The sequence below is a fragment of the Pseudomonas sp. S4_EA_1b genome (assembly GCF_016307435.1).
Classification (GTDB): domain Bacteria; phylum Pseudomonadota; class Gammaproteobacteria; order Pseudomonadales; family Pseudomonadaceae; genus Aquipseudomonas; species Aquipseudomonas rhodesiae.
The window spans coordinates 124,718-147,204 of the sequence record NZ_JAEILC010000097.1 but is presented as its reverse complement, the minus strand read 5'-3'; the positions used below and the strand labels follow the sequence as shown (position 1 = coordinate 147,204).

The window sequence follows — 22,487 nt, the reverse complement described above, 5'->3', positions numbered from 1 at the left end:
AGCCCCGCCTGCAGTGATGCAGGCGGGGCTTTTTATTGCGCGTTCGATAAAGAACGTACCTAGCGCTCGGTCAGCCGTGGGCTTGCCTCCTTGGGCGCTTTCCAACTCAATAACTGCTGTTTGAAATCATAGCTGGCGGCCTGGTAGTAGGTGATCGCCCGCTGAATCAACGGATCATCGCCGCCCACTCGCGATTCCTGACTCTCCGCCAACGCCTGATCGTGGCGACGCAAGCCCAGGCGCGGACTGAGAATGGCCAAGTCCTTGCCGTCGAACAGCCCCAGGTGCTGGTAGTTGCCGACTACCACGCGCGGCGGTAGCGGATTGTCCTGAAGCAGGTCGCGGCCGAAGAACGTCGATTCGTAGCTCAGGTTGATCAGGCCCAGCAGGGTCGGCGCCAGGTCGATCTGACTCGCCAGTTGCGCGGATTCCCGAGGGGCGATCAGCTTGGGGGCATAAATGAACAATGGAATCTGGTAGTTGGTGATGGGCAGGTCCTCTTTCCCCGCGCTGCCGGCCGTGTGGTCGGCGACGAACACAAAGATCGTGTTATCGAACCAAGGCTTCTGGCGTGCCGCGTCGAGGAATTCGCCGATGGCATGGTCGGTGTATTTCACCGCACCGTCGCGGCCATTGCCGGATTTGATATCGATACGCCCATCCGGGTAGGTATAAGGGCGATGGTTGGAGGTGGTCATCAGTTGTAGCAGGAATGGCTGCTGCTTAGCGTAATCGGCATCGGCCAGTTTCAGAGTTTGTTTGTATAGATCCTCGTCGGCCATGCCCCAGGCGTTTTTAAACGAGATTTCGGTCTCGGGCACGCTGCTCTGATCGACCACGCGATAGCCGTTGCCGCTGAAAAACGCGTTCATGTTATCGAAGTAACCGCGTCCACCGTACACGAACACGCTCTCATAGCCGACCGCGGAAAGCTGTTGCCCGAGGCTGGCAAAACCGCTTTCACGACCGATGCGTTTGACGATTGAGCGCCCGGGTGTAGGGGGAATCGCCAGGGTGATCGCTTCCAGGCCGCGGTCGGTTCGGGTACCGGTGGCGTAAAAGTTATTGAAGTACAGGCTTTGTTGGCGCAGCGCGTCCAGATTGGGTGTGAGGTTACGCCCGTCGCCGTTGCTGCCCATGTATTTGGCGCTGAAGCTTTCGATGGTCACCAGCACGATATTGGGCGTGCGCAGCGGGCCCGGGTGGCTGATGGCGCGACGGATATCCAGTGGGTCCTGGCCGATGAAGCGCGCGTTGGGCTCGCTGAGTTCGGCGCGCAGTTGCCTGGCGACAACTTCGGTCGGCAGGCTTTTATAGAATTGTGCGTAATCCAACTCGTTGTTACGGAAGGCTGCGAAAAACTGATAAGGGCCGTTGCTGGCCAGTTCGTTTTTGTAGGCGTTACCGCCTTGGGTGCGGGGGCTGTCCTGACTAATCAACTGCAGGCTGAGGCCGACGGCCAGCACCAGCACCAGTGCATTGAGCAAACGGCCACGCAACGGCGGCAACGGGGCGTCCATGGCGGCGTTGAACGATTTGCGCAACACCAGGCTCAACACAACGGCCAGCATCGCCAGCAAACTGAGCAGTTTGCCGATCGGGTAAGACTCCAGCAGGTTGTTCAACACTTCATCGGAGTACACCAGATAGTCGACGGCGATAAAGTTGAAGCGCACACCGAACTCGTCCCAGAACAGCCATTCGGCCACCGAGGTAAACAGCATCGCGAAGATGCTGACGGTGAGTACCGCCTGCAAAAACCAGCGATGGCCGCGACGCCGCCACAGACCGGGCGGGCAAAGCAGCACATACAGGCCCAGCGGTAACGCTGCGTAGGCCAGGAAACCCAGGTCGTAAACCAGGCCCACCCCGAACACCGGCAGCAGATTGCCGCCGACTTCGTCTAGGTGGGTGAGCAGCAGCACGGCGCGCGTCAGCAGGAATATCAATAACCAGGCACCGGTTATCAACAGCAGATAGCGCATTGGCGCTGTTTTGACGAAACCCATGTCTATGTTCCTTATATAAATGGGGGGCGATATTCGTCCTGACACTGTAGTCAGTTTGTGAAGCTATAGTGAAAAACTCGTTGCCCTGGCTATTTGATTGAAAACCTTGATCCACGGGCCTTTCAGGTCTATCCCTGAGCCCCACTTGGCCTTAAGCTGCGCGAGCCAACACGGCCGTTACCGCGTACGGAGACACTGCCCATGCGAATTCTATTGGTTGAAGACAACCGCGATATTCTGGCCAACCTGGCCGATTACTTGGGGCTGAAGGGCTACACCGTCGACTGTGCGCAGGACGGTCTGTCGGGCCTGCATCTGGCCGCAACCGAACACTACGATCTGATCGTGCTCGACATCATGCTGCCTGGCATAGATGGCTACACCCTGTGCAAACGCCTGCGCGAAGATGCGCGGCGCGATACGCCGGTGATCATGCTCACCGCGCGCGACCAGTTGGACGATCGGCTGCAAGGCTTCAAGTCCGGCGCCGATGATTACCTGCTCAAACCCTTCGCCCTGTCGGAACTCGCCGCGCGCATCGAAGCGGTGCTGCGTCGTGCCCAGGGCGGCGGGCGCCGGGCGTTGCAAGTGGGCGATCTGAGCTACGACCTCGACACGTTGGAAGTGACCCGTGAAGGGCGCCTGCTCAAACTCAACCCGGTCGGCCTGAAGCTGCTGGCGGTGCTGATGCAAAAAAGCCCCCATGTGCTGCGCCGGGAAATTCTCGAAGAGGCATTGTGGGGCGATGACTGCCCGGACAGCGACAGCCTGCGCAGCCATGTCCACCAATTGCGCCAAGTGATCGACAAACCTTTTGCCAAACCGCTGCTGCACACGGTGCACGGTGTGGGGTATCGCCTGGCCGAGGGCCGAGATGGAATTTAAGCAGAGCCTTGCCCAGCGGATCATCATTGCCTTTGCCTTGATGAGCGCGCTGGTGGCGGGGGCTTTCGCCATGGGCATCGTGGCAACGGTGCATCTGGTGGAAGAGAAGCTGATTTCAGCGGGCCTCGGCGGCGATTTGCAACGCTTGCTGCTGATGGACAGCGTCGAAGACTGGAGCCATCGACCCGAGCCGGATCAGCTGTTCTATTTCAGCGGCGGCCGTGGCGATTTCGAATTACCCAAGGATCTGCGTCACCTGGAGCCTGGCTTTCACGAGGTATTCCGTGAGTCGCTGTCATACCACGCCATGGTCGAGGTCATAGACGGGCGGCGCTACGTGCTGCTGCAGGATCAGAGTGACTTCGAAGAGCGTGAGCGCGTGCTGTTCGCCGTGGTGCTGGTGGGCTTCGTGCTCAGTCTGGCCCTGGCCGTGTTCCTCGGTTGGGTGCTGGCGCGCAAAGTGATGGCCCCAGTGGTGCGTCTGGCCCGCCAGGTGCGCCATCGTGACCAGTTGCTGGGCCTGGCGCCGCCTTTGGCGCCGGACTACGCGGCCGATGAAGTGGGCGAATTGGCGGTGGCGTTCGATGCCACATTGGGCCGTCTGCGCCAGGCATTGTCCCGCGAGCAATTGTTTACCAGCGATGTGAGTCACGAACTGCGCACGCCGTTGATGGTGCTGGCCAGTTCTTGCGAACTGCTGCTGGAAAACCCGGCCATCGACCAGCGCGGGCGTAACCAGGTGCTACGTATTGCCAGGGCTTGCGAAGAAATGCGCGAGCTGGTGCAAACCTTCCTGATGCTGGCGCGGGCCCAGCACAACGATGCGGTGATGTCGCCCCAGGTCAGCCTCACTCAAGTGGCGGAGGACCTGTTGGGAATCTGGCGTGAGCCTATCGAGCAGAAGGGCCTGCAACTGATCTATCAACAGGGCAACCCTCTGGACACGCGCTATAACACCACCTTCCTGCACGCGGTAATGGGCAACCTGCTGCGCAATGCGTTGCACTACACCGAGCAGGGCTTTATTCGCCTGACTCTGGAACCGACCGGTTTTGTCGTGGAAGACAGCGGCGTCGGCATTCCCGAAGAAAAACGCGAAGCCATGTTCGAGCCGTTCGTACGCGGTAGTGAGAAACGCGGCGAGGGCCTGGGGCTGGGCCTGTCGCTGGTACAGCGCATCTGCGAGAACCAGGGCTGGAGCGTTAGCCTCAGCACCATGGAGCCTAATGGTTGCCGCTTTCATGTCGAGTTGAGTCAGGTCAAACCCTGACTCCACCCCCTGCCGTTATCCTGCCAATGGTCGCCGTAATTCGGCGAATATGGCCCGTTGATACTATTTGTCTTTGTAAAGTCTTGAAATGTATGAGATTGGACAGGACAAGTTTTTCACAACGAGTTGACCTATTGATCACGCGGCGCTGAATAGTTTGTAGGCATCAGTCATTGGAGACCTGTTGATGCCTACCCCGATCAAGCTCGAATTTTCCGAAAAGTACGACGATCAGCACGCAGAGAAATATTTGCTCAAGCATCAGGACAATCTGGCTCGCCGGTTGTCCCACAAACGCGACGAGCAATTGGCCCGTGGCGCGCTGGCCATGGCCGGTGAGCCTGGGCTGGTGTTGGACCTGCCGTGTGGTGCCGGTCGTTTCTGGCCGCTGCTGGCGGAAAAGCCCAACCGCGTGATTATCGGTGCCGATAATTCCGCGTCGATGCTGAAGGTGGCCACCCAGGCGCAGCCGGCAGAGGTGGTGAAACGGGTACGTCCTTTGCACACCTCTGCCTTTGATATTGATTTGCCAGATAACGCGGTCGACAGCATTTTCTGTATGCGCCTGCTGCACCATATTGGTGATCCGGCCCATCGTCTGGCGATATTGCGCGAGTTTCAGCGAGTTACCCGTGACAGTGTGATTATTTCTCTGTGGGTCGATGGCAATTTCAAAGCGTGGAAGCGCAAGCGCACCGAAGATCGACGTCGTAGGAAAGGTGAGCAGGACGGTTACCAAAACAGGTTTGTGTTACCGGCTGCTACTGTAGAAGCAGAATTCGAGCAGGCGGGTTTTCGTGTTCAGGACGCTCTGGACTTCATACCGCTCTACGCCATGTGGCGAGTATATGTATTACGCAAGAGGTAACAGGATGGCAGTTGAGTGCGTAGCAGGCAGTCACGTAGCTCCAGAAGAACGATTCGACTATTTCTGGCGTCAGCAGGGCGAATGGGTGGAAGAGCCCAATCGTCGGCGCGGCGGCGAAAGCGGTGTACAGCGGGTCATGAGCGCCAGCGGGCGTTTGCTCTATTGCAAGCGGCAGACCGGGCATATTTACCGCAGTTGGCTGCACCCGTTCGGGCGTCCTACGGTGCTGCGCGAGCGTGATGCGCTCAAGGGGCTTCGCCTGCTGGATGTGCGAGTGCCGGAAATGGTGTTCTGCGAAGCGCGTCGTGATCCTGAACACCAGTGGAAAGCCATATTGGTGACGGCTTCTTTGGATGGTTTCGACGAGATCGAAAAATGGTACGCCGCCGGCGGCCGTGAGCAGTACGGTGAACAGGTGCATGAGCGTCTGCTCAAGGAAGTGGCGACCACCCTGGCACGTATGCACAAGGGGCGCTGGCAGCACGGCTGTCTGTACATCAAGCATATTTTTGCGCGCGTGACGGGCGAGGGTGACTCGGCCACCGTCGAAGTGGCGTTGCTGGATTTTGAAAAATGTCGGCAGCGCCTGACCGCTTATCGGGCGGCTTCCCACGACATGCTGCAACTGCGGCGCCATTCGTCGTGGAGCAGCGCTGACTGGGAAAAACTCAGCTACTTTTACGAGACGGCGTTTGGCAGCGCTATCAAGGGTTTAACCAGATGAAGCTAGAAATAGCACGAGGTTTTTTTTTGGTGGGAGCGTTAGGCGTAGCAGCCTTAGCGCTGGCCGCCTGGGAGCAGCCTCGTACCCAGGTACTCAGCGCGTCGCAGGGCGGCGCGCAATGCCTGTTGCCGCGTGTCGCCAAGGCGAGCACCGCGGCCAAGCCCGATCATGAACTTTTGCTGTTCATGTTCGGAATGTCTCAAGGGATGAGGCCGCAAAGTTGAAATCTTTAAACCTCCCGAACAGGGCCTTGCGATGCGAGGCCCTTTTTTTTGCGGATTTTTCAGTCTGTCAGCGGGCGTTTATGCCAGATGCAGATGGTTATCCCAAAGCCCGGCCGGCAATTCCAACGGTTTAGCGACCAACTGTTTCTGTCGGCAATCGTAGAAGCGGCAACGGCCCTGGCCCGAGGTGACCACAAACCCATCCGCCACCGCTCCCACGCCCGCGCAGTCGGGCAGTGGGCCGTCCAGGCGCAGCTCACCGCTGTCCATGTCCCAGATAAAGAAGCGATTGCCGCGCGGGGCCGTCAAGGCGACCAAGCGCAGTTCGCTGTGCACGGCTACGCTGGCGGTGTAATGCCCCATGGCTTGCAACTGCGCATCGGCCACCGGAAATGCCACGAACGGTTGGCCGGGACGCTTGATGGCCAACAGTTCGGAGCGCTCCTGGGAAGGGCCCATAAACTGTTGGCCGGTAAGGATCGTGCCATCGCTGGCAATACCCATGTGACGTACGCTGTTCATCTGCTGGCTCAGGGTTTCCTTGCTGATCAGCGCGCCGTCGCGACGCATCAGCACCAGGCTCGGCTCCATGGCGTTGAGGTTCATCTCCACGCGGCTTTCCGCTTCGGTGCGGATGCCGCCATTGGCCACCACCAGGGTTTCGCCGTCGGGCATCCACGACACTTGGTGCGGGCCGATGCCATGGGTGGACAGCTCGCCGCTATGCACCAGGCGCTCACCCTCGAACTTGTACACACCGAGCAGGCCGCGGCCGGGGTCGGAGGTATCGTTTTCGGTGGCGTATAGCCACTCGCCACTCTTGTGGATGACCGCGTGGCCATAGAAGTGGCGATTGGCGTTTGAGGAGATGGTTTGCAGCAGCGCGCCATCGCGCAGGTCGATCAGGTAGCTCTCGGTGCCCGGACGACGGGCCACAAACAGCGCAATCGGCAGCGTCGGGTGGTTGATGATGTCGTGGCAGCGCTGGCCGACCTGGGTGGCGAACACCCGCGTGCCGTCCAGGCGATAGCCCACGGCGTAGTGCTTGCCGTCCCCATCATCCCGCGCCGACAGCAGCAACGGTCCGTTGTCCTTGTGCTTGAACAGCGTCCAGCCGCCCAGAGTGAGCGCGCTGAGCAGCACGCTGCCAATCGCCAAAGCCTGTCGCCTGAGCATCATCAGTCACCGTCGTTGGCGTTAAAGCCCAGTTGGATCCCCAGCGCCTTGGCCAGCTCACCTTCATGCAGGCGATGCACCACGTTGAGGCTGTCGTAGAGGTCGTTGAGTTGCTGACGCCCGGCGTCGTCGTTCAACAGTTCGTTGAGGCTGCGCTGGTTGCTGGCGAACAGTTTCAGGGACGCTGCATAGGCGGCGTCGATCTTGTCGGCCAAGGCTTTCTGATCCGACGGCAGCAAGCCACGCAAGCCTTTATTGTCGACGCCGACCCACACGGTCTGGGCGGCGGCGAGGCTGGCCTCCAGGCTTTGCAGCGACGACTGGCTACGCCAGGCATCGGCCTGGAACGGTTGCGGGATGCCTTTGGTCTGGCGGCCCATGGGCGTGCCGAGTTTTTTCTTCAGGGTGTCCAGCGCGGTCACTTGCACACGCAGCAGATCGGCGATCGCTTCGTGGGAATCGGCATAACGCTGGTTCGGAAATTTGCTCATCTGCGCGAGCATACCGTCGGTGCTGTTCCAACTGGCCAGGATCTCTTCAGCCAGGGCTTTCTGGCGCTCACCGATGGCCATTAGCAGCGGGCAATAGCGGGCTTTCTGGGCGCTGTCGGCGAGGTCGGTCTTGGCGTCGTAGAGGATGTATTCGTAGGCCGACAGGCCTTGCACAACCACGCTGGCCTTGGCCAGGGCGGCGCCGTCGATCTGCGGCTGGGCTTCCACCAGTTGCTCGACCTGGCGACCCACCAAGTTCTTTTTGTCCGGCCAGAACTGCACTTGCCACGCGCGGTTGCCTTCGGCCAACGGGCCGATCAGCAGCGGTTGCAGCTCGGCCCAGGCTTTTTGTGCGTGCAGGAAATCGGCGCGGGCGGTGTCCAGGCTTTCCTTGCCTTGGCAGTAGGCCAGCGCGCTGACCGCCAATTGGCGATCGGCGTCGACCCAGCGGCTGTAGGTAGGCAGGATCACTTGCTTGGCGATGGCCGCCGAGGTCACGGCTTGCGGGTCCTGGGGCGAACAGGCGCCAAGGGCGAGGGCGGCCAGGCTGGTGAACAACAACTTGGGACGGAACATGTCGAGCTCCCTTCTGTAATTGGGGCGAAGCTTATAAAGAGTTCAGAAACGCCAGCAACGCAGCGCGCTGCTCGGCATTGAAAGACAGCACATGCTGCTGCGCCGCCTGGGCCTCGCCGCCATGCCAGAGCACGGCTTCGAGCAGGTTGCGGGCGCGGCCGTCATGCAGAAACTGGGTATGACCACTCACGGTTTGCGTCAAACCGATGCCCCACAACGGCGGCGTGCGCCAGTCACGGCCACCGGCCTTGAATTCGCTGCGGTTGTCGGCAAGGCCTTCGCCCATGTCGTGCAACAACAAATCGCTGTATGGACGGATGGTTTGATTGGCCAATTCAGGCTCGGCGGCGTCGGCGGCGGTGGTGAACGTCGGCTTGTGACAACCCTGGCAACCGGCCTGATAGAACAGGTTTTTCCCGGCCAGCACCTGCGGTGCGTCGACATCGCGGCGCACCGGCACGGCCAGGTTGCGAGTGTAGAACAGCACCAGGCGCAGAATGTTATCGCTGACTTCCGGCTCGCCGTCGGGGCCATTCCCGTTGGGCGCCTGTTTGCAGGCGACTTGGGCGTCGGTGCAGTCATCGAAAGGTCTCAGGGTGGTGGTGAGGCCCATATCACCAGAGAACGCGTGAACATTTTGTTGATTGAGCGTGGGTTGCCCGGCTTTCCAGCCAAACCGGCCCAGCACGGTTTTCTGCTGGGCGTCGTCCCAGACCCAATTCGGCCGACCGACAATGGCGTCTTTGTCGGCGGTTTTCGGGTCGGTGTTGCGCAGGATATCCGCGTCGCTGATGGCTTCGAGCAGGCCCAGGCCGATCATCGGTGGCGCAATGCGGGCGGAGAAACGCGTGTCGGGGTGCATCGGGCCGTAGCCCAGTTGGGTGATTTGCAGGTCCGGCTTACGCAGCTCGACCACGGTGCCGTCTTTGAATGTCACCTTGACCGGGGTGTAGTCGACCCGCACCTTGCCTTCCGGCACCACGCCCGGTACGGCCATGTCCTGCAATTGCCCGCCGTACACCGGCTCCGGCACCACGCCGAGTTGTTCGATCAGCTTGGCGTAGGGCTGTGCATCCGGTATCGACAGGCGCACCAGCATGGACACTGCGTTGGGCGCATCGGCCAGCGGCGGGTGCCCGCGACCGTCCTTGATATGGCAGTTCTGGCAGGCATTGGTGTTGAACAGCGGGCCCAGGCCATCACGGGCGGTGGTGGTGGACGGTGCAATCACCCAGGGGCTGCGGAAAAAACTGTTGCCGACGCTGAAGTCCAGGCGGCGCGTGGGTGACAGGTTGGCCGAGGGCAGGGAAAACGCGTTCTGGTCGCCTTTGTTTACAGTCGTCGCACCGCCGGCGCGCGCTTCACCGGGCTCGGCCTGGGTAAAGCGCGGGGCGTTGTCGCACGCAGTCAGGCCCAGGGCCATACATGCGACAGACAGACGAAAAAGCGAACGGAACATCGAGTTTCCTGAACGAATGCGAAAAAGGTGGGCGCAAAGTCTAACAGGGCGGGGCGGATTGAATAAGAGCAATTATCGTTTGATGGACTCACGGTTCATTCCCGCTAGAATGACGGCACATTTTTTTCTGGAGGTGGCCAATGCAGGCTCTCGACGCTTTGCTCAACCGTGTTTCCGTGCCGCGTTTGCTGGAGCCGGCACCGACCCCGGCGCAGCGCGAGGTGCTCTTCGCCGCCGCCATGCGCGCGCCGGACCACGGTCAACTGCGTCCGTGGCGCTTCCTCACCGTTGAAGGCGCGGCGCGTGAGCAAATGGGCACGCTGCTGGCCGAAGCCGCGCGCCTGCAAGACCCCCAAGCCCCGCAGGCCGCCATCGACAAGGCCCAGAATGGTCCGTTGCGGGCGCCGCTGGTGGTGGTGGTGATCGCGCGTCTGCAGGAGCATTTCAAGGTGCCAAAATCCGAACAACTGCTGGCAGCCGCCTGCGCCGCCCACGGCATTCTGCTGGCGGCTTATGCCCAGGGAATCGGTGCGGTGTGGCGCACTGGCGAATTGTCCTACTCGGCCCACGTCGCCAGGGGCTTGGGGCTGGCGGCGAATGAGGAAGTGATTGGCTTCCTCTATTTGGGCACACCGCAGAACCCGCCGCGTACGGCACCGAAGGAAGATGTGGCGGCGTTTGTGCAGGCTTGGCCCGGTCTTTGACAAGGTGGGAGGGGGCTTGCCCCCGACAGCGATGTGTCAGCTACAGATGAGTTGACTGACACACTGCAATCGGGGGCTTGCCCCCTTCCACATTGGTCCCGTGGTGTTTGTTAAACCTTGAACTGATCCATGAGCTTCATCTGCTGGCTGGCCAACGCATTGAGCTGGCTGCTGATGGCCGCCGATTCGGTGGCCTGGCCGGTAAGGGTTTCGGTCACGGTGCGGATCGCCGAGACATTGCGGTTGACCTCTTCGGCCACGGCGCTCTGCTGCTCGGCGGCGCTGGCGATTTGCAGGTTCATATCGCTGATCACCGTAACTGCGTCGCTGATCTTGCCCAGGGCCTGCACGGCCTGATGAATCTGTCCGGCATTGCTCTGGGCCTGGCTTTGGCTGGAATGCATGGTCGCCACCACGCCACGGGTGCCGCTCTGGATGCGTTCGATTACCTGGCGGATTTCCTCCACCGAATCCTGGGTGCGCTTGGCCAGGTTGCGCACTTCGTCGGCCACCACCGCGAATCCGCGTCCGCTTTCCCCGGCGCGTGCTGCTTCGATCGCCGCGTTGAGCGCCAGCAGGTTGGTCTGCTCGGCGATGCCTCGGATCACCTCCAGCACTGAGCCGATCTGCTCGCTGTTGACCGCCAGCGCTTCGACTTCACCCACCGCCTTGCTGACTTCGTCGGCCAAGGTGGTGATGTCGCGGGTGCTCTTCTCGATAATCTGCATGCCTTCACGGGCCGACTGGTCGGCGCCGCGCGCCGCACTGGCGGCGTTGGAGGCGCTGTTGGCGACGTCGTGGGCCGTGGCACTCATCTCGTTGGAGGCGGTGGCCACCTGGTCGATTTCGCGGAACTGCACCTGCATGCCTTCACTGGTCTGGCGAGCAATGGCCGACGATTGATCCGCTGTGCCCCGGGCTTCGGTGATGCTTTGCTTGATCTGTGCAATGGTCGGCTGCAGCTTGTCGAGGAAGCGGTTGAACCAGTTCACCAACTCGCCTAGTTCGTCCTTCTTGGCGTAGGCCAGACGCTGCGTAAGGTCGCCTTCACCGCTGGCGATGTTCTTGAGCATGGCCGCCACGCTGTTGATCGGACGGGTCACGCCGGTGGCGGTGAGCCAGATCAGCAGCAGGCCCAGCAGGCCGGCAGCAGCCCCTACCAGCAGCGCCTTGACTGTGCCGCTGGCCTGGGCTTCGTCGAGTACCGCTTGGAGCTTGACGTTATCGGCCAGCATCACGCTTTTGGGCAGTTTGATCACCACGCCCCAAGGCTTGGCATCGGCGAGTGGTTTGACCGGGTACACCGCGCGGATGGTGTCGCCCTGTTCACGGATCATGCGGCTGTCACTTGCCAGCAACTGCACGATCTCCTTGCCTTCTTCACCCAGGGTGTCGATCAAATTCTTGCCGACCCTGGCCGGTTCGCCGCTGTAGGCCGCAATCAGACCGCTGCTGGAGAGAATCTCCAGGTGCGCAGCCCCGTTGAACAGGTCTTTTTGTGCGACGTCGGTGGTTTCCTGCAAGGCGGTCAGCGCAATGTCCACGCCGACGACGCCGATAAGCTTGCCCTCAACAATCAACGGCGATGCGATGGTGGTCATCAGTACCTTTTTGCCACCTACCGTATCTTCATAGGGTTCCAGCAGGCAGGTATTGCGGGTGTCGCGTGGGCACGTGTACCAGATGTTGTAGGGCGTACCGTTGAGGGTCAGAGTGGTCTTGTTCAGGTCCTCTTCAACCATGATGGTGTTCAAGCTTTCGCCGCCGGCACGGCTCCAATAACTGGAGAAGCGCCCTTTCTCATTGGAAGCGCGGGCCTTGTCATCAAGGAATTCGCTGTCCTTGCCGTCCAGAGCGTTGGGTTCGAACGACAGCCAGAAACCCAATACTTTGCTGTTGCGATCGAACGTGGTTTTCATGCTCTGATTGAGGTCTTCGCGCAGCGCACCGGCTTCCAGGCCACGTTTGTTGGCCATGATGCGCAGGTCCTTGATCTGGTCGGCCAGTGCGGTCAGTGCCAGCAGGCTGTCGCCGAAAGTTTCCTGCAACTGCACCGCCTGTTCGGCCGCCTTGGCCTGCAGTAATTGTTCCACGCCGTCAGTGAGCATGCGTGAGCTTGAGTCACTGACCAGTTGATCATTCTGGTTGGTGTTGTAAATGTTGATGCTGACCACCAGCGCAATCACCCCTAACAGGCAAAGCCCGGACAGCAGCACGATTTTCAAGCGGATAGAGAGGGTGTCGAACATAGGTTCACTCACGAATGGACGTAGTGGTGGGCAAGGCACGGCCAAGTCCATTCAGCGCTATGTCTGCAACATCGGCGCAACGGATCGATTCATGAGCAGAAGGCGATAAGCGGTAGGAAAACAACTACAGCCTTTGTTACGCGGGGGCTGGCAGCCTTTCGGGGCGCGACCAGATCCACAGGTTGCCCAGGCTCATGCCGACGATTGCCAGGTACACCGGCCAGCCATGGTCGAGCATCACCAGCATCAGGATCGCGCACAGCAACATGCTCACGGTGGCGCTGATTTTGGCGCGACGGGCGATGATCTTGCCGTTGCGCCAGTTGAACAGGATAGGTCCGAACAGGCGGTGGTTCTCCAGCCACGCGCTCAGGCGCGGTGAGCTTTTGGTCGCGGCCCAGGCGGCCAGCAGGATGAATTCGGTGGTGGGCAACCCCGGCACCACAATCGCAATCAAGCCGATGCCCAGGCTCACATAAGCCAGCAGGCCGAAGAGGAGCTGGGCGATTTTCGAGGTGGATTGGGTCTGGCGGGTCATGGGATATGCAGATTCGGGAAAAAACAAAGACAAAGGTGGGAGGGGGCTTGGCCCCGATTGCAGTGCATCAGCCAACAAATAGGAAACTGACCCGCCGTCATCGGGGGCAAGCCCCCTCCCACAGTCGATTGCATTTCAAAAGGGGGATCAGGCCAGTTCTGGGGCGCTAGCGTACGCCTGTTCCAGCAAAACGGTGAAGCGTACAAACGCGTCAATCGCGCCTTTTTCCGCTGCCGCTTCTTCTTCGGCGCTCAATTGCAGTGCATCCAGAGTGCGGGTGAAGCTTTTCCAGCCTTCGGCGCGTCCGCCGGCCGGCTCACCCAAATGGCGTGCGCCAAAGGTGTCGCTCAGGCCCAGGCCCACGGCGCGCTTGATCAGGAACGCGGCGCCCAGCTTGGAACCTTCGGACACAAACAACCAGCCCAGGGCTTCGGCCTTGCTTGGGTTTTTCAGTGCGCCCGGGACCGGGGCTGGCACGTCGGTCTCCAGGTCGGCCAGGTCCAGCCTGGCGGCTTCGGCGCGGCAGCGTTCGGCCAGGTCCGGCACCAGCTTGATCAGCTCGGGATCGGTGTACAGCGCCACCAGTTCCGATTGGAACAGGTACTGCGCCACCACGAACCGCGCGAAGTTGGCCTGGGTCTCGAATGGGGCATGGGCCTTGACCAGCGCGTCGAGCTTGGCGTGCGGGGCGTGGGTGATCTGGTTCAGACGCTGGGAGCGCAGGCTTGGGCGTTCTGCGGTAGGGGAAGCGGTCATGAGAAAGTCCTTGAAAGGGGGGGCGCCGGGTTGTTCTTAAAGAGAGTGGTTATCAACTAGACGAACAAGAAGACGCAGCACAGTAAAAAATCCTCACCTCGCCGCTGACATTTCGGCGAAGTGAGGTCGATGCGGTCAGATATCCCAGATCACATTGACGGCAAAGTTGCGGCCGGGCTGGGTCAGACGGTCGAGGTTGGCCGGACCGGTTACAGCCGCTTCGCCGACGCTGTCGTAGCTGCGCACGTCATCCCAGTTCCAGTATTTCTTGTCGGTGAGGTTGTAGACGCCGCCGTTGATGGTCACGTCGTCAGTCACTTTGTAGAAGGCCGTCAGGTCGACCACGCCGAATCCTGGGGTTTTGAACGGGCCGCTGGTATCGCCGTCCGGCGCGTGGAAGGTACTGCTGTCAACGCGGTTCTGTTTTTTCACCAGGGTCCAGCTCAACAGGCCACCGTAGTTGTCCTGGTCATAGCCCAGGCCCAATACGCCCTTAAGCGGGTTGACGCTGTTCAGCGGCTCGCCGTTATCGTCGTTGCGGCCGTAGGCATAGGAAACCGCACCCTGGGTATAGAGGCCTTGCGGGGCGCCGAAGGCATCCAGGTTCAGGCGACCTTTGGCTTCCGCACCCTTGATGGTGGCGCGCTTGATATTGACCGCCTGGAACTGTTCAACCGTGCCCCCGACGACGGCATTGTCTTCGTCGATAAAGTCGCGGTATTTGTTGTAAAACAACGCGATTTCAAAAGAGCCCTCGTTGAACTTGCCACGAATCCCGGTTTCGACGCCTTTGCTGGTTTCTGGCTTGAGGTCGGGGTTCGGTTCGACCGTGTAGCCCAGGTTGAGGTTTTCAAAGCGCCCGTACAGGGCCTTGGCTGACGGTGTACGGAAACCTTCGGCGTATTGGCCGAACCAGGTGTATTGATCGGTCAGTGCGTACGTCAGGCCAAACTTGGGCGTTATACGGTGCCAGGTTTTTTCCTTGTCACTCACCGGGTCCGCGCCGGTCGGGTTGACGGTGTTGAGGAACTCTTGGGTCAACTTGGGCTTGAGCCGGGTGTAGTCGTAGCGCACGGCCGGCAGGAAGGTCCATTTGTCCCAGGCGATCTGGTCCTGGGCGAACAGCGAGTAGGTGTTGATGGTCGGGTCGGGAAAGTCGCTGGACTTCTTCACGCTGTCACTGGCCATCGGACTGGGCGCGCCGATGGCGGTGCAACCGCTGCCGACGGCCAGGCACGTCGCGCTGCCCTCCCGCGAGCCGGTGACCTTCTGCTGCTTGAGGGTGGTGCCGTAGGTCACTTGGTGATCGGTGGCACCCAGGCTGAATGCTTTGTCCAACTGCGCATCGAAAACCCACTGTTTTTCCTGGTACAGGGTGTCGCGCGTGCGCAGGACGCGACGGCCTGACTGATAGATCTCGGCGGTGGTCTGGTCGGTCTTGGCGATCTGGTAATTGAGGCTGGTCTTGATGCGATCGGCAATCGGCGACTCAAGCGCGAAGCTGTTTTCCAGGCCGAAACGCTCGCGGGTGATGGTGTCGTTGCCTCGACGATCACGGTAGAGGTTGAACCCTCGGCCACCGATAAACGGACCACCCACGGCGTTCTTCAAGTTGACGTCGCGGTCATCCTTGTACTTTTCGTAGGTCAGGCCCAGGCGGTTATCCTCGCCGTAGTTCCAACCGAGCTTGGCCAGTACGTTGGTGGTGCGTGCGTCTTCCGGGTTGGCGCCGGTGCGGGCCAGGCCGGTGGCGTTGTTGCCGTTGTAGGATTCGGTTTCATGGCCGTTGCGCTGGCTCAGGTGCAGCAAACCGTCGACGTCGCCCACGCGGCCGGCGAAGGTGCCGGAGGTCAGCCAGCTCTCGTCGGCGGAGCTGTAGCCGGTCTTCAGGCGCGCACCGACATCCTGGCCGGGCTTGATGATGTCGTCCGGGTCGAGGGTGAAGTAACTCACGGCACCGCCGATGGCGCTGCTGCCGTACAGGGCGGAGGCCGGGCCGCGCAGGATTTCCACGCGCTTGACGATTTCCGGATCGACGTAGTTGCGGCGCGTCTTGGCGTAGGGGCCGTTGAAGAAGTTGTCCGGCACTTCCACGCCGTCCACCTGGGTGAGGATGCGGTCGCCGTCGATGCCGCGGATGTTGAAACCGGCATTGCCCGAACGGGTGCCGGCGCCGCCCACCGAAACCCCTGGTTCATAGCGGGCCAGGTCGCGAATGGTGTTGACGTTCTGGCGGTCGAGTTCCTCGCGCTCGTGCACGCTGACGGTGCTCGGTACGCTGTCGACGTCCTGGGCGTTGCGGGTGGCGCTGATGGTCACCTGTTGCAGGTTGAGGGTGCTGCCGGCGGCGCGTCTCTCTAGAACAATGTTGTTATTGCCCAGTTTGCGATAGCTCAGGTTGGTCCCCACCAACAGCCGATCCAAGGCTTTTTCCGGCGGCAAAGGGCCGCGTACGCCAGGTGAGGACACGCCCTGGCCGAGTTCCGCCGGCAGGCCCACTTGCCAGCCAGTCACCGCGGTAAAGGCATTGAGGGCCGAGACCAGCGGCTGTTGTTCGATGCTGAATTGATAATTGCCGTGGCTGCGCGGCGCCGGTTCGGCGGCCGTGGCGCTGACGGCGGGTATGCCGGCCAACAGGATGGCGGCGGTGAGCAAGGACAGAACGGGCGAAGAAGACCGGCGGTTGAAACGAGAGGACATCGAGAGCGCTCCGGGGTACGAATCTTATAGTTGCGAACCTTTCCAAATAGGAATTAGTTGCATTGGCTAAGACGAGACGTACCACCGCCGGCTATCGAGTAAAAATAATTCTCATTTAGTTCAATATCACCAAGGCGGGGTATTCCGAGAGCGTGGCTGAAGTGATGTGGGCCAGTGAGCGCACTACATCCAGAGGTTGGTCGAGGCGGTAATTACCGGTGACGGCCACACTGGCGAGTTGCTCGTTGGTGTTGACGATCCAGCCGGGGTAGTAGCGACTTAGTTCAGCAAGCACCTCGCTCAATGGGCAGTTTTCGAAAATCAGCCGGCCCCGCACCCAGGCCAGGTCTTTGTTGGCATCCAGCTTGGCCGGCTGGCCGAAGCCCTTGGGGCCGATGCGGATACTTTCCCCGGCGCTCAGGCGCACCCGGGCGTCGTCGAAGGTGTTGCTCAGGTCCACATCGCCGCGTTGCACCTGCACTTGTGCCTCGCCATTGAGGTAGCGCACGGCGAACGCGGTGTCACTTACGCTGGCGCGCACCGGGCCGGCATCGATTTCCAGGGGCAGGCCATGGGTGGCCGCCACGTCGAAAAACGCTTCGCCCTGATAGAGGCGGGCGATGCGCTGGTGGTTCTGAACGCGGCTGGAAAACGCCGAGTTGGTGTTGAGCAACACGTTGGCGCCTTCGTCCAGTTGCAGGCGCTGCCGTTCACCGACCACGGTGAGGTGGTCGGCTTGCAGGCGCATCGGCAGACTGCTGAAGCTGAACAGCCCGATCACCAGCACGGCGGCGGTAGCCAGGGGTTTCCAGTGCGGTTGGATACGGCGCCAGGCGCTCGGTTTGCGCGGCGCGGCCAGGGCCACGGCGGCGCTGTGTACCGGCGCGCCGCCCCAGGCGGCTTGGGCTTTATCGAAGGCGTGAGCATGGGCCGGATCGCGGGCCAGCCAGGCTTGGAACTCAGCCTGCTGGCCGTGCTGCGGGCACTGCAGGGCGATCAGCCAATCGAGGGCCTGGTCCATCGCCGGGTCTTGCAGCACCTCATGCGCCAGCGCTTCGGGGCGCGGGTTATTCGGGTCGGTCACGGGGTTCCTCGGGTCTTCGCCACGTTTTTATTCAATTTTCCTACGGCCTGCGTCGACACTTCTGTGGGATGCAGCTTAAGACTGATCCAGCCGTTCGGCCACACCTACGCAGATGGCCATGATCAATTTCAGTTCCTTCTGCACCGTGCTCAAGGACACACCCAACTGGTCGGCAATCTCCTGATAGCTGCAACCGTGCAGGCGACTGAGGATGAAAATCTGCTGCTGACGCGCGCTCAATTGGCCCAGGCTGACGCTCAGGTGCTCCAGCAGTTGCTCGGCCTGGGTCGCGTCCTCGGGGGTGGTGGTGGGGGCGACGACGCTTTGCAGAATCTGCAGCGGTACGTCTTCTTGTAGGGTGCGGGCCTGGATTTTGCGCGCGCGTAGATGATCCAGCGCCAGATTGCGCGCTGTTTGATAGACGAAAGGTTCGAGGTGATCGATCGGCCGCTCGTTCAGGGCCCGGGTCACGCGCAGGTAGGTTTCCTGCAGCAAGTCTTCGGCGGTGCTGTGGTTATGCACCATGCGTTGCAGGGTGCGCAGCAGAATCGCCCGTTGAGTGAGGAAGACGTGGTTGAAGCGAGATTGGCTCACAGTGACACCAGACCGATAGGCAGTTAATGATAATGCTTATCATCAACGCAAATGGCAAGTGGCTATTCCTCTGTTGCTCAATACAAAGCCAATGCGGGAGGAGGCTTGCCCCCTCCCGCACAACCCCCATTACTCGGCGTTGCAGAGTGCCAGGCAGTTATCCAGCATACGGTTGGAGAAGCCCCACTCGTTGTCATACCAGGCGAGCACTTTCAGCAATTTACCGCTGACCTTGGTGTGATTGGCGTCAAAGATCGACGACAGCGGGTTGTGGTTGAAGTCACTGGAAACCAGCGGCAGGGTGTTGTAGCCGAGGATCTTGGAGTGCTGGCTGGCGTCCTTGAGCAGCGCGTTGACTTGCTCTGCCGTGGCTTCTTGCTTCAGTTGCACGGTGAGGTCCACCAGGGACACGTTGATCACCGGCACGCGCACGGCCATGCCGGTCAGTTTGCCCGCCAGTTCCGGCAGCACCAGGCCGACCGCTTCGGCAGCGCCGGTCTTGCTTGGGATCATGTTCTGGGTGGCCGAACGCGCGCGGTATGGGTCGGTGTGGTAAACGTCGGTCAGGTTCTGGTCGTTGGTGTAGGCGTGGATCGTGGTCATCAGGCCGCTTTCGATGCCCAGCTCACGGTGCAGCACCTGGGCCACCGGCGCCAGGCAGTTGGTGGTGCACGAAGCGTTGGAGATGATCTGGTGGGATTGGCGCAGAATGTCATGGTTCACGCCGTAGACCACGGTGGCGTCCGCGCCCTTGGCCGGGGCGGAGATGATCACCTTGCGCGCGCCGGCGCTGATATGGGCGGCGGCTTTGGCGCGGTCGGTGAACAGACCGGTGCATTCGAACACCACGTCGATATTCAGCGCGGCCCACGGCAGCTCGGCCGGGTTGCGAATGGCACTGACGGCGATCCGGTCACCGTTGACGGTCAGGCTTTCCTGATCGTGGGCGACCTCTGCATCGAAAGTACCGTGTACGGTATCGAATTTGAGCAAGTGGGCATTGATCGAACTGTCGCCCAGATCATTGATGGCGACGATCTGCAAATCCTGGCGGTAGCCTTGGGTATACAGTGCGCGCAGGACATTGCGGCCGATACGGCCAAAACCATTGATTGCGATACGAAGAGTCATTGGAAAGTGCCTGTCGTCGATTTGTTGTAAGAATTACAAGATTATTCGCATAAAAATAGAAAACAAGCCTTTTTAGTGGCAATATTTTGTTCAATCTACAACGAGTGACCTGAATCAACTGGTCCGATGATCCAAACGACACCCTGCCATCCCATGCGCTGTGGGCGTTTGATCAGCATAGACACTCAGGTCGCCACATCCGTTAGCCTGGAGTTCTACACATGCATCCCCGCGTCCTTGAGGTCACCGAACGGCTTATCGCCCGCAGCCGCGCCACCCGCGAGGCTTACCTTGCGCTCATCCGCGGCGCAGCCAGCGACGGTCCGATGCGCGGTAAGCTGCAATGCGCCAACTTCGCCCATGGCGTGGCCGGTTGCGGCACCGAAGACAAACAGAGCCTGCGCATGATGAATGCCGCCAACGTGGCAATTGTTTCTTCATATAACGACATGCTCTCGGCGCATCAGCCCTACGAACATTTCCCTGAACAAATAAAGAAAGCCCTACGCGAAGTGGGCTCGGTCGGCCAATTCGCTGGCGGCACTCCGGCGATGTGCGATGGTGTGACCCAGGGCGAACCGGGCATGGAGCTGAGCCTGCTCAGTCGTGAAGTCATCGCCATGTCCACGGCGGTGGCGCTGTCCCACAACATGTTCGATGCGGCGCTGATGCTGGGCATCTGCGACAAGATCGTGCCCGGCCTGATGATGGGCGCGCTGCGCTACGGGCATTTGCCGATGATCTTCGTGCCGGGCGGGCCGATGCCGTCGGGCATCTCCAACAAACAGAAAGCCGATGTGCGCCAGCGCTACGCCGAAGGCAAGGCCAGCCGCGAGGAGCTGCTGGAATCGGAGATGCAGTCCTACCACAGCCCCGGCACCTGCACCTTCTACGGCACCGCCAACACCAACCAACTGCTGATGGAAGTGATGGGGCTGCACCTGCCGGGCGCGTCGTTCGTCAACCCGTATACACCGCTGCGCGATGCGTTGACCCGCGAAGCCGCGCACCAGGTCACGCGTCTGACCAAGGCCAACGGCAACTTCACACCGATCGGCGAGATCGTCGACGAAAAATCCATCGTCAACTCCATCGTGGCCCTGAATGCCACCGGCGGCTCCACCAACCACACCCTGCACATGCCGGCCATCGCCATGTCGGCGGGCATCATCCTGACCTGGCAGGACATGGCCGACCTCTCCGAGGTGGTGCCGACCCTGTCCCACGTTTATCCAAACGGCAAAGCCGATATCAACCACTTCCAGGCAGCGGGCGGTATGTCGTTCCTGATCCGTGAACTGCTGGAAGCCGGGCTGTTGCATGAAGACGTCAACACCGTGGCTGGCAAAGGCCTGAGCCGCTACACCCAGGAACCGTTCCTGGTCGACGGCGAGCTGATCTGGCGCGACGGCCCCATCGAAAGCCTCGACGAAGCCATCCTGCGCCCGGTGGCCCGTGCGTTCTCGCCCGAAGGCGGGCTGCGGGTGATGGAAGGCAACCTCGGTCGTGGTGTGATGAAAGTCTCCGCCGTGGCCCTTGAGCACCAGATCGTCGAAGCGCCGGCGGTGGTGTTCCAGGACCAGCAGGACCTGGCCGACGCGTTCAAGGCCGGCGAGTTGGAAAAAGATTTCGTGGCGGTGATGCGCTTCCAGGGCCCGCGCTCCAATGGCATGCCGGAACTGCACAAAATGACGCCGTTCCTTGGCGTGTTGCAGGACCGTGGTTTCAAAGTGGCCTTGGTAACAGACGGGCGTATGTCCGGCGCGTCGGGTAAGATTCCCGCCGCGATCCATGTGAACCCCGAAGCCCAAAGCGGCGGGCCGCTGGCGCGCGTGCGCGATGGCGATATCATTCGCGTGGATGGCGTCAAAGGCACCCTGGAGCTTAAGGTGGACGCCGAAGAATTTGCAGCGCGAGCGCCTGCCACGGGCCTGTTGGGTAATAACGTGGGGGCCGGTCGCGAGCTGTTTGCATTTATGCGCTTGGCCGCAAGCTCCGCAGAGCAGGGCGCCAGCGCCTTTACCTCTGCCCTGGAGACGCTTAAGTGAAGTTAGCGCTGGTCGGTGACATCGGTGGTACCAACGCCCGTTTCGCGTTGTGGCGGGATCAAGCCCTGCATTCGATCCGCGTGCACGCCACGGCGGATCACGACAGCCCTGAGGCGGCCATCCAGGTCTACCTCAAGAAAGAGGGCCTGAGCGTCGGCGACATCGGCGCGGTGTGCCTGTCGGTGGCGGGGCCGGTGAGTGGCGATGAGTTCAAGTTCACCAACAATCACTGGCGCTTGAGCAAGACCGCATTCTGCAAAACGTTGCAGGTGGATGAACTGCTGCTGGTCAACGATTTCTCGGCCATGGCTCTGGGCATGACGCGCCTGCAACCCGACGAATTCCGCGTGGTTTGCGAAGGCACGCCCGAGCCGTTGCGCCCAGCGGTGGTGATCGGCCCAGGCACCGGGCTGGGGGTCGGCACCTTGCTGGACCTTGGCGCCGGCCGGTTCGCGGCGTTGCCAGGGGAGGGCGGCCATGTCGACCTGCCCCTGAGCAGCCCGCGGGAAACCCAGCTGTGGCAGCACATCTACACCGAGATCGGCCATGTCAGCGCCGAAACTGCCTTGAGCGGCGGCGGCTTGCCGCGTCTGTATCGGGCGATTTGTGCGGTGGACGGCCATGTTCCGGTGCTGGACACGCCCGAAGCCATCACGGCGGCGGGCCTGGCCGGCGATCCGATCGCCATGGAAGTATTGGATCAGTTCAGCATCTGGCTGGGTCGTGTGGCCGGTAACAACGTGCTCACCACCGGCGCGCGCGGTGGCGTGTATATCGTGGGCGGGGTGATTCCGAGATTTGCCGACTTCTTTATCCACAGCGGCTTTGCCAAGAGCTTTCGTGACAAAGGCTGCATGAGCGAGTACTTCAACGGTATTCCGGTGTGGCTGGTGACGGCGCCGTATTCCGGCTTGACCGGGGCGGGGGTGGCGTTAGAACAGGCATTTGCTTAGGCAGTGATAGCCACCCACAGCCGTGTGGGAGGGAGCTTGCCCCCGATG

19 protein-coding genes are annotated in these 22,487 nt (G+C 61.0%); 8 read left to right on the top strand and 11 right to left on the bottom strand.

All coding sequences use genetic code 11. The features are described 5' to 3' along the window. Positions 1-59: 59 nt before the first annotated feature. Positions 60-2,009, bottom strand: coding sequence for an LTA synthase family protein (locus YA0848_RS27090; protein ID WP_169903332.1), 1,950 nt, complete (start codon positions 2,007-2,009; stop codon positions 60-62). 201 nt (positions 2,010-2,210) lie between these two features. Here YA0848_RS27090 and colR point away from each other — a divergent pair, with 201 nt between their 5' ends. The 5 genes from colR (at position 2,211) to YA0848_RS27065 (ending at position 5,980) form a co-directional block, all read left to right on the top strand. Then, positions 2,211-2,894 (top strand): two-component system response regulator ColR, encoded by a 684-nt coding sequence (colR, locus tag YA0848_RS27085; RefSeq protein ID WP_047881963.1) that lies wholly within the window; start codon positions 2,211-2,213, stop codon positions 2,892-2,894. Beyond that, positions 2,884-4,164 (top strand): sensor histidine kinase, encoded by a 1,281-nt coding sequence (locus YA0848_RS27080; RefSeq protein ID WP_034100289.1) that lies wholly within the window; start codon positions 2,884-2,886, stop codon positions 4,162-4,164. The genes colR and YA0848_RS27080 overlap by 11 nt, the downstream gene beginning before the upstream one ends. A gap of 187 nt (positions 4,165-4,351) precedes the next feature. Beyond that, complete coding sequence (locus YA0848_RS27075; protein ID WP_034100287.1) at positions 4,352-5,032, top strand: class I SAM-dependent methyltransferase; 681 nt, start codon at positions 4,352-4,354, stop codon at positions 5,030-5,032. A gap of 4 nt (positions 5,033-5,036) precedes the next feature. After that, positions 5,037-5,756, top strand: coding sequence for a lipopolysaccharide kinase InaA family protein (locus YA0848_RS27070; RefSeq protein ID WP_034100285.1), 720 nt, complete (start codon positions 5,037-5,039; stop codon positions 5,754-5,756). Beyond that, positions 5,753-5,980 carry a hypothetical protein gene (locus tag YA0848_RS27065; protein WP_034100283.1) on the top strand — a complete coding sequence of 76 codons (228 nt, stop codon included), beginning with the start codon at positions 5,753-5,755 and terminating at the stop codon, positions 5,978-5,980. The genes YA0848_RS27070 and YA0848_RS27065 overlap by 4 nt, the downstream gene beginning before the upstream one ends. A 78-nt stretch (positions 5,981-6,058) precedes the next feature. Here YA0848_RS27065 and YA0848_RS27060 read toward each other — a convergent pair whose 3' ends face one another. Genes YA0848_RS27060 through YA0848_RS27050 form a run of 3 tightly spaced genes read right to left on the bottom strand, consistent with a single transcriptional unit; the run spans position 6,059 to position 9,682 of the window. Next, entirely contained in the window at positions 6,059-7,156 is a 1,098-nt protein-coding gene (locus YA0848_RS27060) for a DUF1513 domain-containing protein (RefSeq protein WP_034100615.1), read from the bottom strand. Positions 7,157-7,158: 2 nt separating this feature from the next. Beyond that, positions 7,159-8,223 (bottom strand): imelysin family protein, encoded by a 1,065-nt coding sequence (locus YA0848_RS27055; RefSeq protein WP_034100282.1) that lies wholly within the window; start codon positions 8,221-8,223, stop codon positions 7,159-7,161. Positions 8,224-8,254: 31 nt separating this feature from the next. Continuing rightward, complete coding sequence (locus YA0848_RS27050) at positions 8,255-9,682, bottom strand: di-heme oxidoreductase family protein (RefSeq protein WP_169903333.1); 1,428 nt, start codon at positions 9,680-9,682, stop codon at positions 8,255-8,257. Positions 9,683-9,822: 140 nt separating this feature from the next. On the opposite strand from YA0848_RS27050, the gene YA0848_RS27045 reads away from it, so the two are divergent. Then, positions 9,823-10,386 carry a nitroreductase family protein gene (locus YA0848_RS27045; protein ID WP_094065463.1) on the top strand — a complete coding sequence of 188 codons (564 nt, stop codon included), beginning with the start codon at positions 9,823-9,825 and terminating at the stop codon, positions 10,384-10,386. Between the two features lie 110 nt (positions 10,387-10,496). Here the strand turns inward: YA0848_RS27045 and YA0848_RS27040 are convergent, their stop codons facing one another. The 7 genes from YA0848_RS27040 to gap all read right to left on the bottom strand — a co-directional run bounded on the left by YA0848_RS27040 (position 10,497) and on the right by gap (position 19,438). Beyond that, complete coding sequence (locus YA0848_RS27040; protein WP_198731452.1) at positions 10,497-12,635, bottom strand: methyl-accepting chemotaxis protein; 2,139 nt, start codon at positions 12,633-12,635, stop codon at positions 10,497-10,499. A gap of 136 nt (positions 12,636-12,771) precedes the next feature. Further along, the gene (locus YA0848_RS27035; protein WP_034100274.1) at positions 12,772-13,173 is read right to left on the bottom strand and encodes a YbaN family protein; all 402 of its coding nucleotides are present in this window, start codon (positions 13,171-13,173) and stop codon (positions 12,772-12,774) included. A 147-nt stretch (positions 13,174-13,320) separates the two neighbouring features. After that, positions 13,321-13,929: a biliverdin-producing heme oxygenase gene (locus tag YA0848_RS27030; protein ID WP_034100272.1), complete on the bottom strand. Its 609-nt coding sequence runs from the start codon at positions 13,927-13,929 to the stop codon at positions 13,321-13,323. A gap of 135 nt (positions 13,930-14,064) precedes the next feature. Then, positions 14,065-16,629, bottom strand: coding sequence for a TonB-dependent receptor (locus YA0848_RS27025; protein WP_034115000.1), 2,565 nt, complete (start codon positions 16,627-16,629; stop codon positions 14,065-14,067). Between the two features lie 115 nt (positions 16,630-16,744). After that, entirely contained in the window at positions 16,745-17,713 is a 969-nt protein-coding gene (locus YA0848_RS27020) for a FecR family protein (protein WP_169903335.1), read from the bottom strand. Positions 17,714-17,788: 75 nt separating this feature from the next. Further along, a complete protein-coding gene (locus tag YA0848_RS27015) occupies positions 17,789-18,307 on the bottom strand; it encodes an RNA polymerase sigma factor (RefSeq protein WP_034114998.1) in 519 nt (172 codons plus the stop codon). 129 nt (positions 18,308-18,436) lie between these two features. Continuing rightward, on the bottom strand, positions 18,437-19,438 hold the full coding sequence (gap, locus tag YA0848_RS27010) for a type I glyceraldehyde-3-phosphate dehydrogenase (RefSeq protein ID WP_034114997.1): 1,002 nt from the start codon (positions 19,436-19,438) through the stop codon (positions 18,437-18,439). A 221-nt stretch (positions 19,439-19,659) separates the two neighbouring features. Between gap and edd the strand changes: the two genes are divergently transcribed. Both edd and YA0848_RS27000 read left to right on the top strand, forming a co-directional pair. After that, positions 19,660-21,486 carry a phosphogluconate dehydratase gene (edd, locus tag YA0848_RS27005; RefSeq protein WP_034100262.1) on the top strand — a complete coding sequence of 609 codons (1,827 nt, stop codon included), beginning with the start codon at positions 19,660-19,662 and terminating at the stop codon, positions 21,484-21,486. Continuing rightward, entirely contained in the window at positions 21,483-22,439 is a 957-nt protein-coding gene (locus YA0848_RS27000) for a glucokinase (protein ID WP_198712257.1), read from the top strand. Before edd ends, YA0848_RS27000 begins: the two co-directional genes overlap by 4 nt. The last annotated feature ends 48 nt before the right edge of the window (positions 22,440-22,487 follow it).

Coding starts and splice junctions, on each gene's coding strand:
- YA0848_RS27050 (WP_169903333.1), bottom strand. CDS start 9,682: ATGTTCCGTTCGCTTTTTCGTCTGTCTGTCGCATGTATGGCCCTGGGC.
- YA0848_RS27040 (WP_198731452.1), bottom strand. CDS start 12,635: ATGTTCGACACCCTCTCTATCCGCTTGAAAATCGTGCTGCTGTCCGGG.
- YA0848_RS27065 (WP_034100283.1), top strand. CDS start 5,753: ATGAAGCTAGAAATAGCACGAGGTTTTTTTTTGGTGGGAGCGTTAGGC.
- YA0848_RS27025 (WP_034115000.1), bottom strand. CDS start 16,629: ATGTCCTCTCGTTTCAACCGCCGGTCTTCTTCGCCCGTTCTGTCCTTG.
- edd (WP_034100262.1), top strand. CDS start 19,660: ATGCATCCCCGCGTCCTTGAGGTCACCGAACGGCTTATCGCCCGCAGC.
- YA0848_RS27080 (WP_034100289.1), top strand. CDS start 2,884: ATGGAATTTAAGCAGAGCCTTGCCCAGCGGATCATCATTGCCTTTGCC.
- YA0848_RS27070 (WP_034100285.1), top strand. CDS start 5,037: ATGGCAGTTGAGTGCGTAGCAGGCAGTCACGTAGCTCCAGAAGAACGA.
- YA0848_RS27055 (WP_034100282.1), bottom strand. CDS start 8,223: ATGTTCCGTCCCAAGTTGTTGTTCACCAGCCTGGCCGCCCTCGCCCTT.
- YA0848_RS27035 (WP_034100274.1), bottom strand. CDS start 13,173: ATGACCCGCCAGACCCAATCCACCTCGAAAATCGCCCAGCTCCTCTTC.
- YA0848_RS27075 (WP_034100287.1), top strand. CDS start 4,352: ATGCCTACCCCGATCAAGCTCGAATTTTCCGAAAAGTACGACGATCAG.
- gap (WP_034114997.1), bottom strand. CDS start 19,438: ATGACTCTTCGTATCGCAATCAATGGTTTTGGCCGTATCGGCCGCAAT.
- YA0848_RS27045 (WP_094065463.1), top strand. CDS start 9,823: ATGCAGGCTCTCGACGCTTTGCTCAACCGTGTTTCCGTGCCGCGTTTG.
- YA0848_RS27060 (WP_034100615.1), bottom strand. CDS start 7,156: ATGCTCAGGCGACAGGCTTTGGCGATTGGCAGCGTGCTGCTCAGCGCG.
- colR (WP_047881963.1), top strand. CDS start 2,211: ATGCGAATTCTATTGGTTGAAGACAACCGCGATATTCTGGCCAACCTG.
- YA0848_RS27030 (WP_034100272.1), bottom strand. CDS start 13,929: ATGACCGCTTCCCCTACCGCAGAACGCCCAAGCCTGCGCTCCCAGCGT.
- YA0848_RS27090 (WP_169903332.1), bottom strand. CDS start 2,009: ATGGGTTTCGTCAAAACAGCGCCAATGCGCTATCTGCTGTTGATAACC.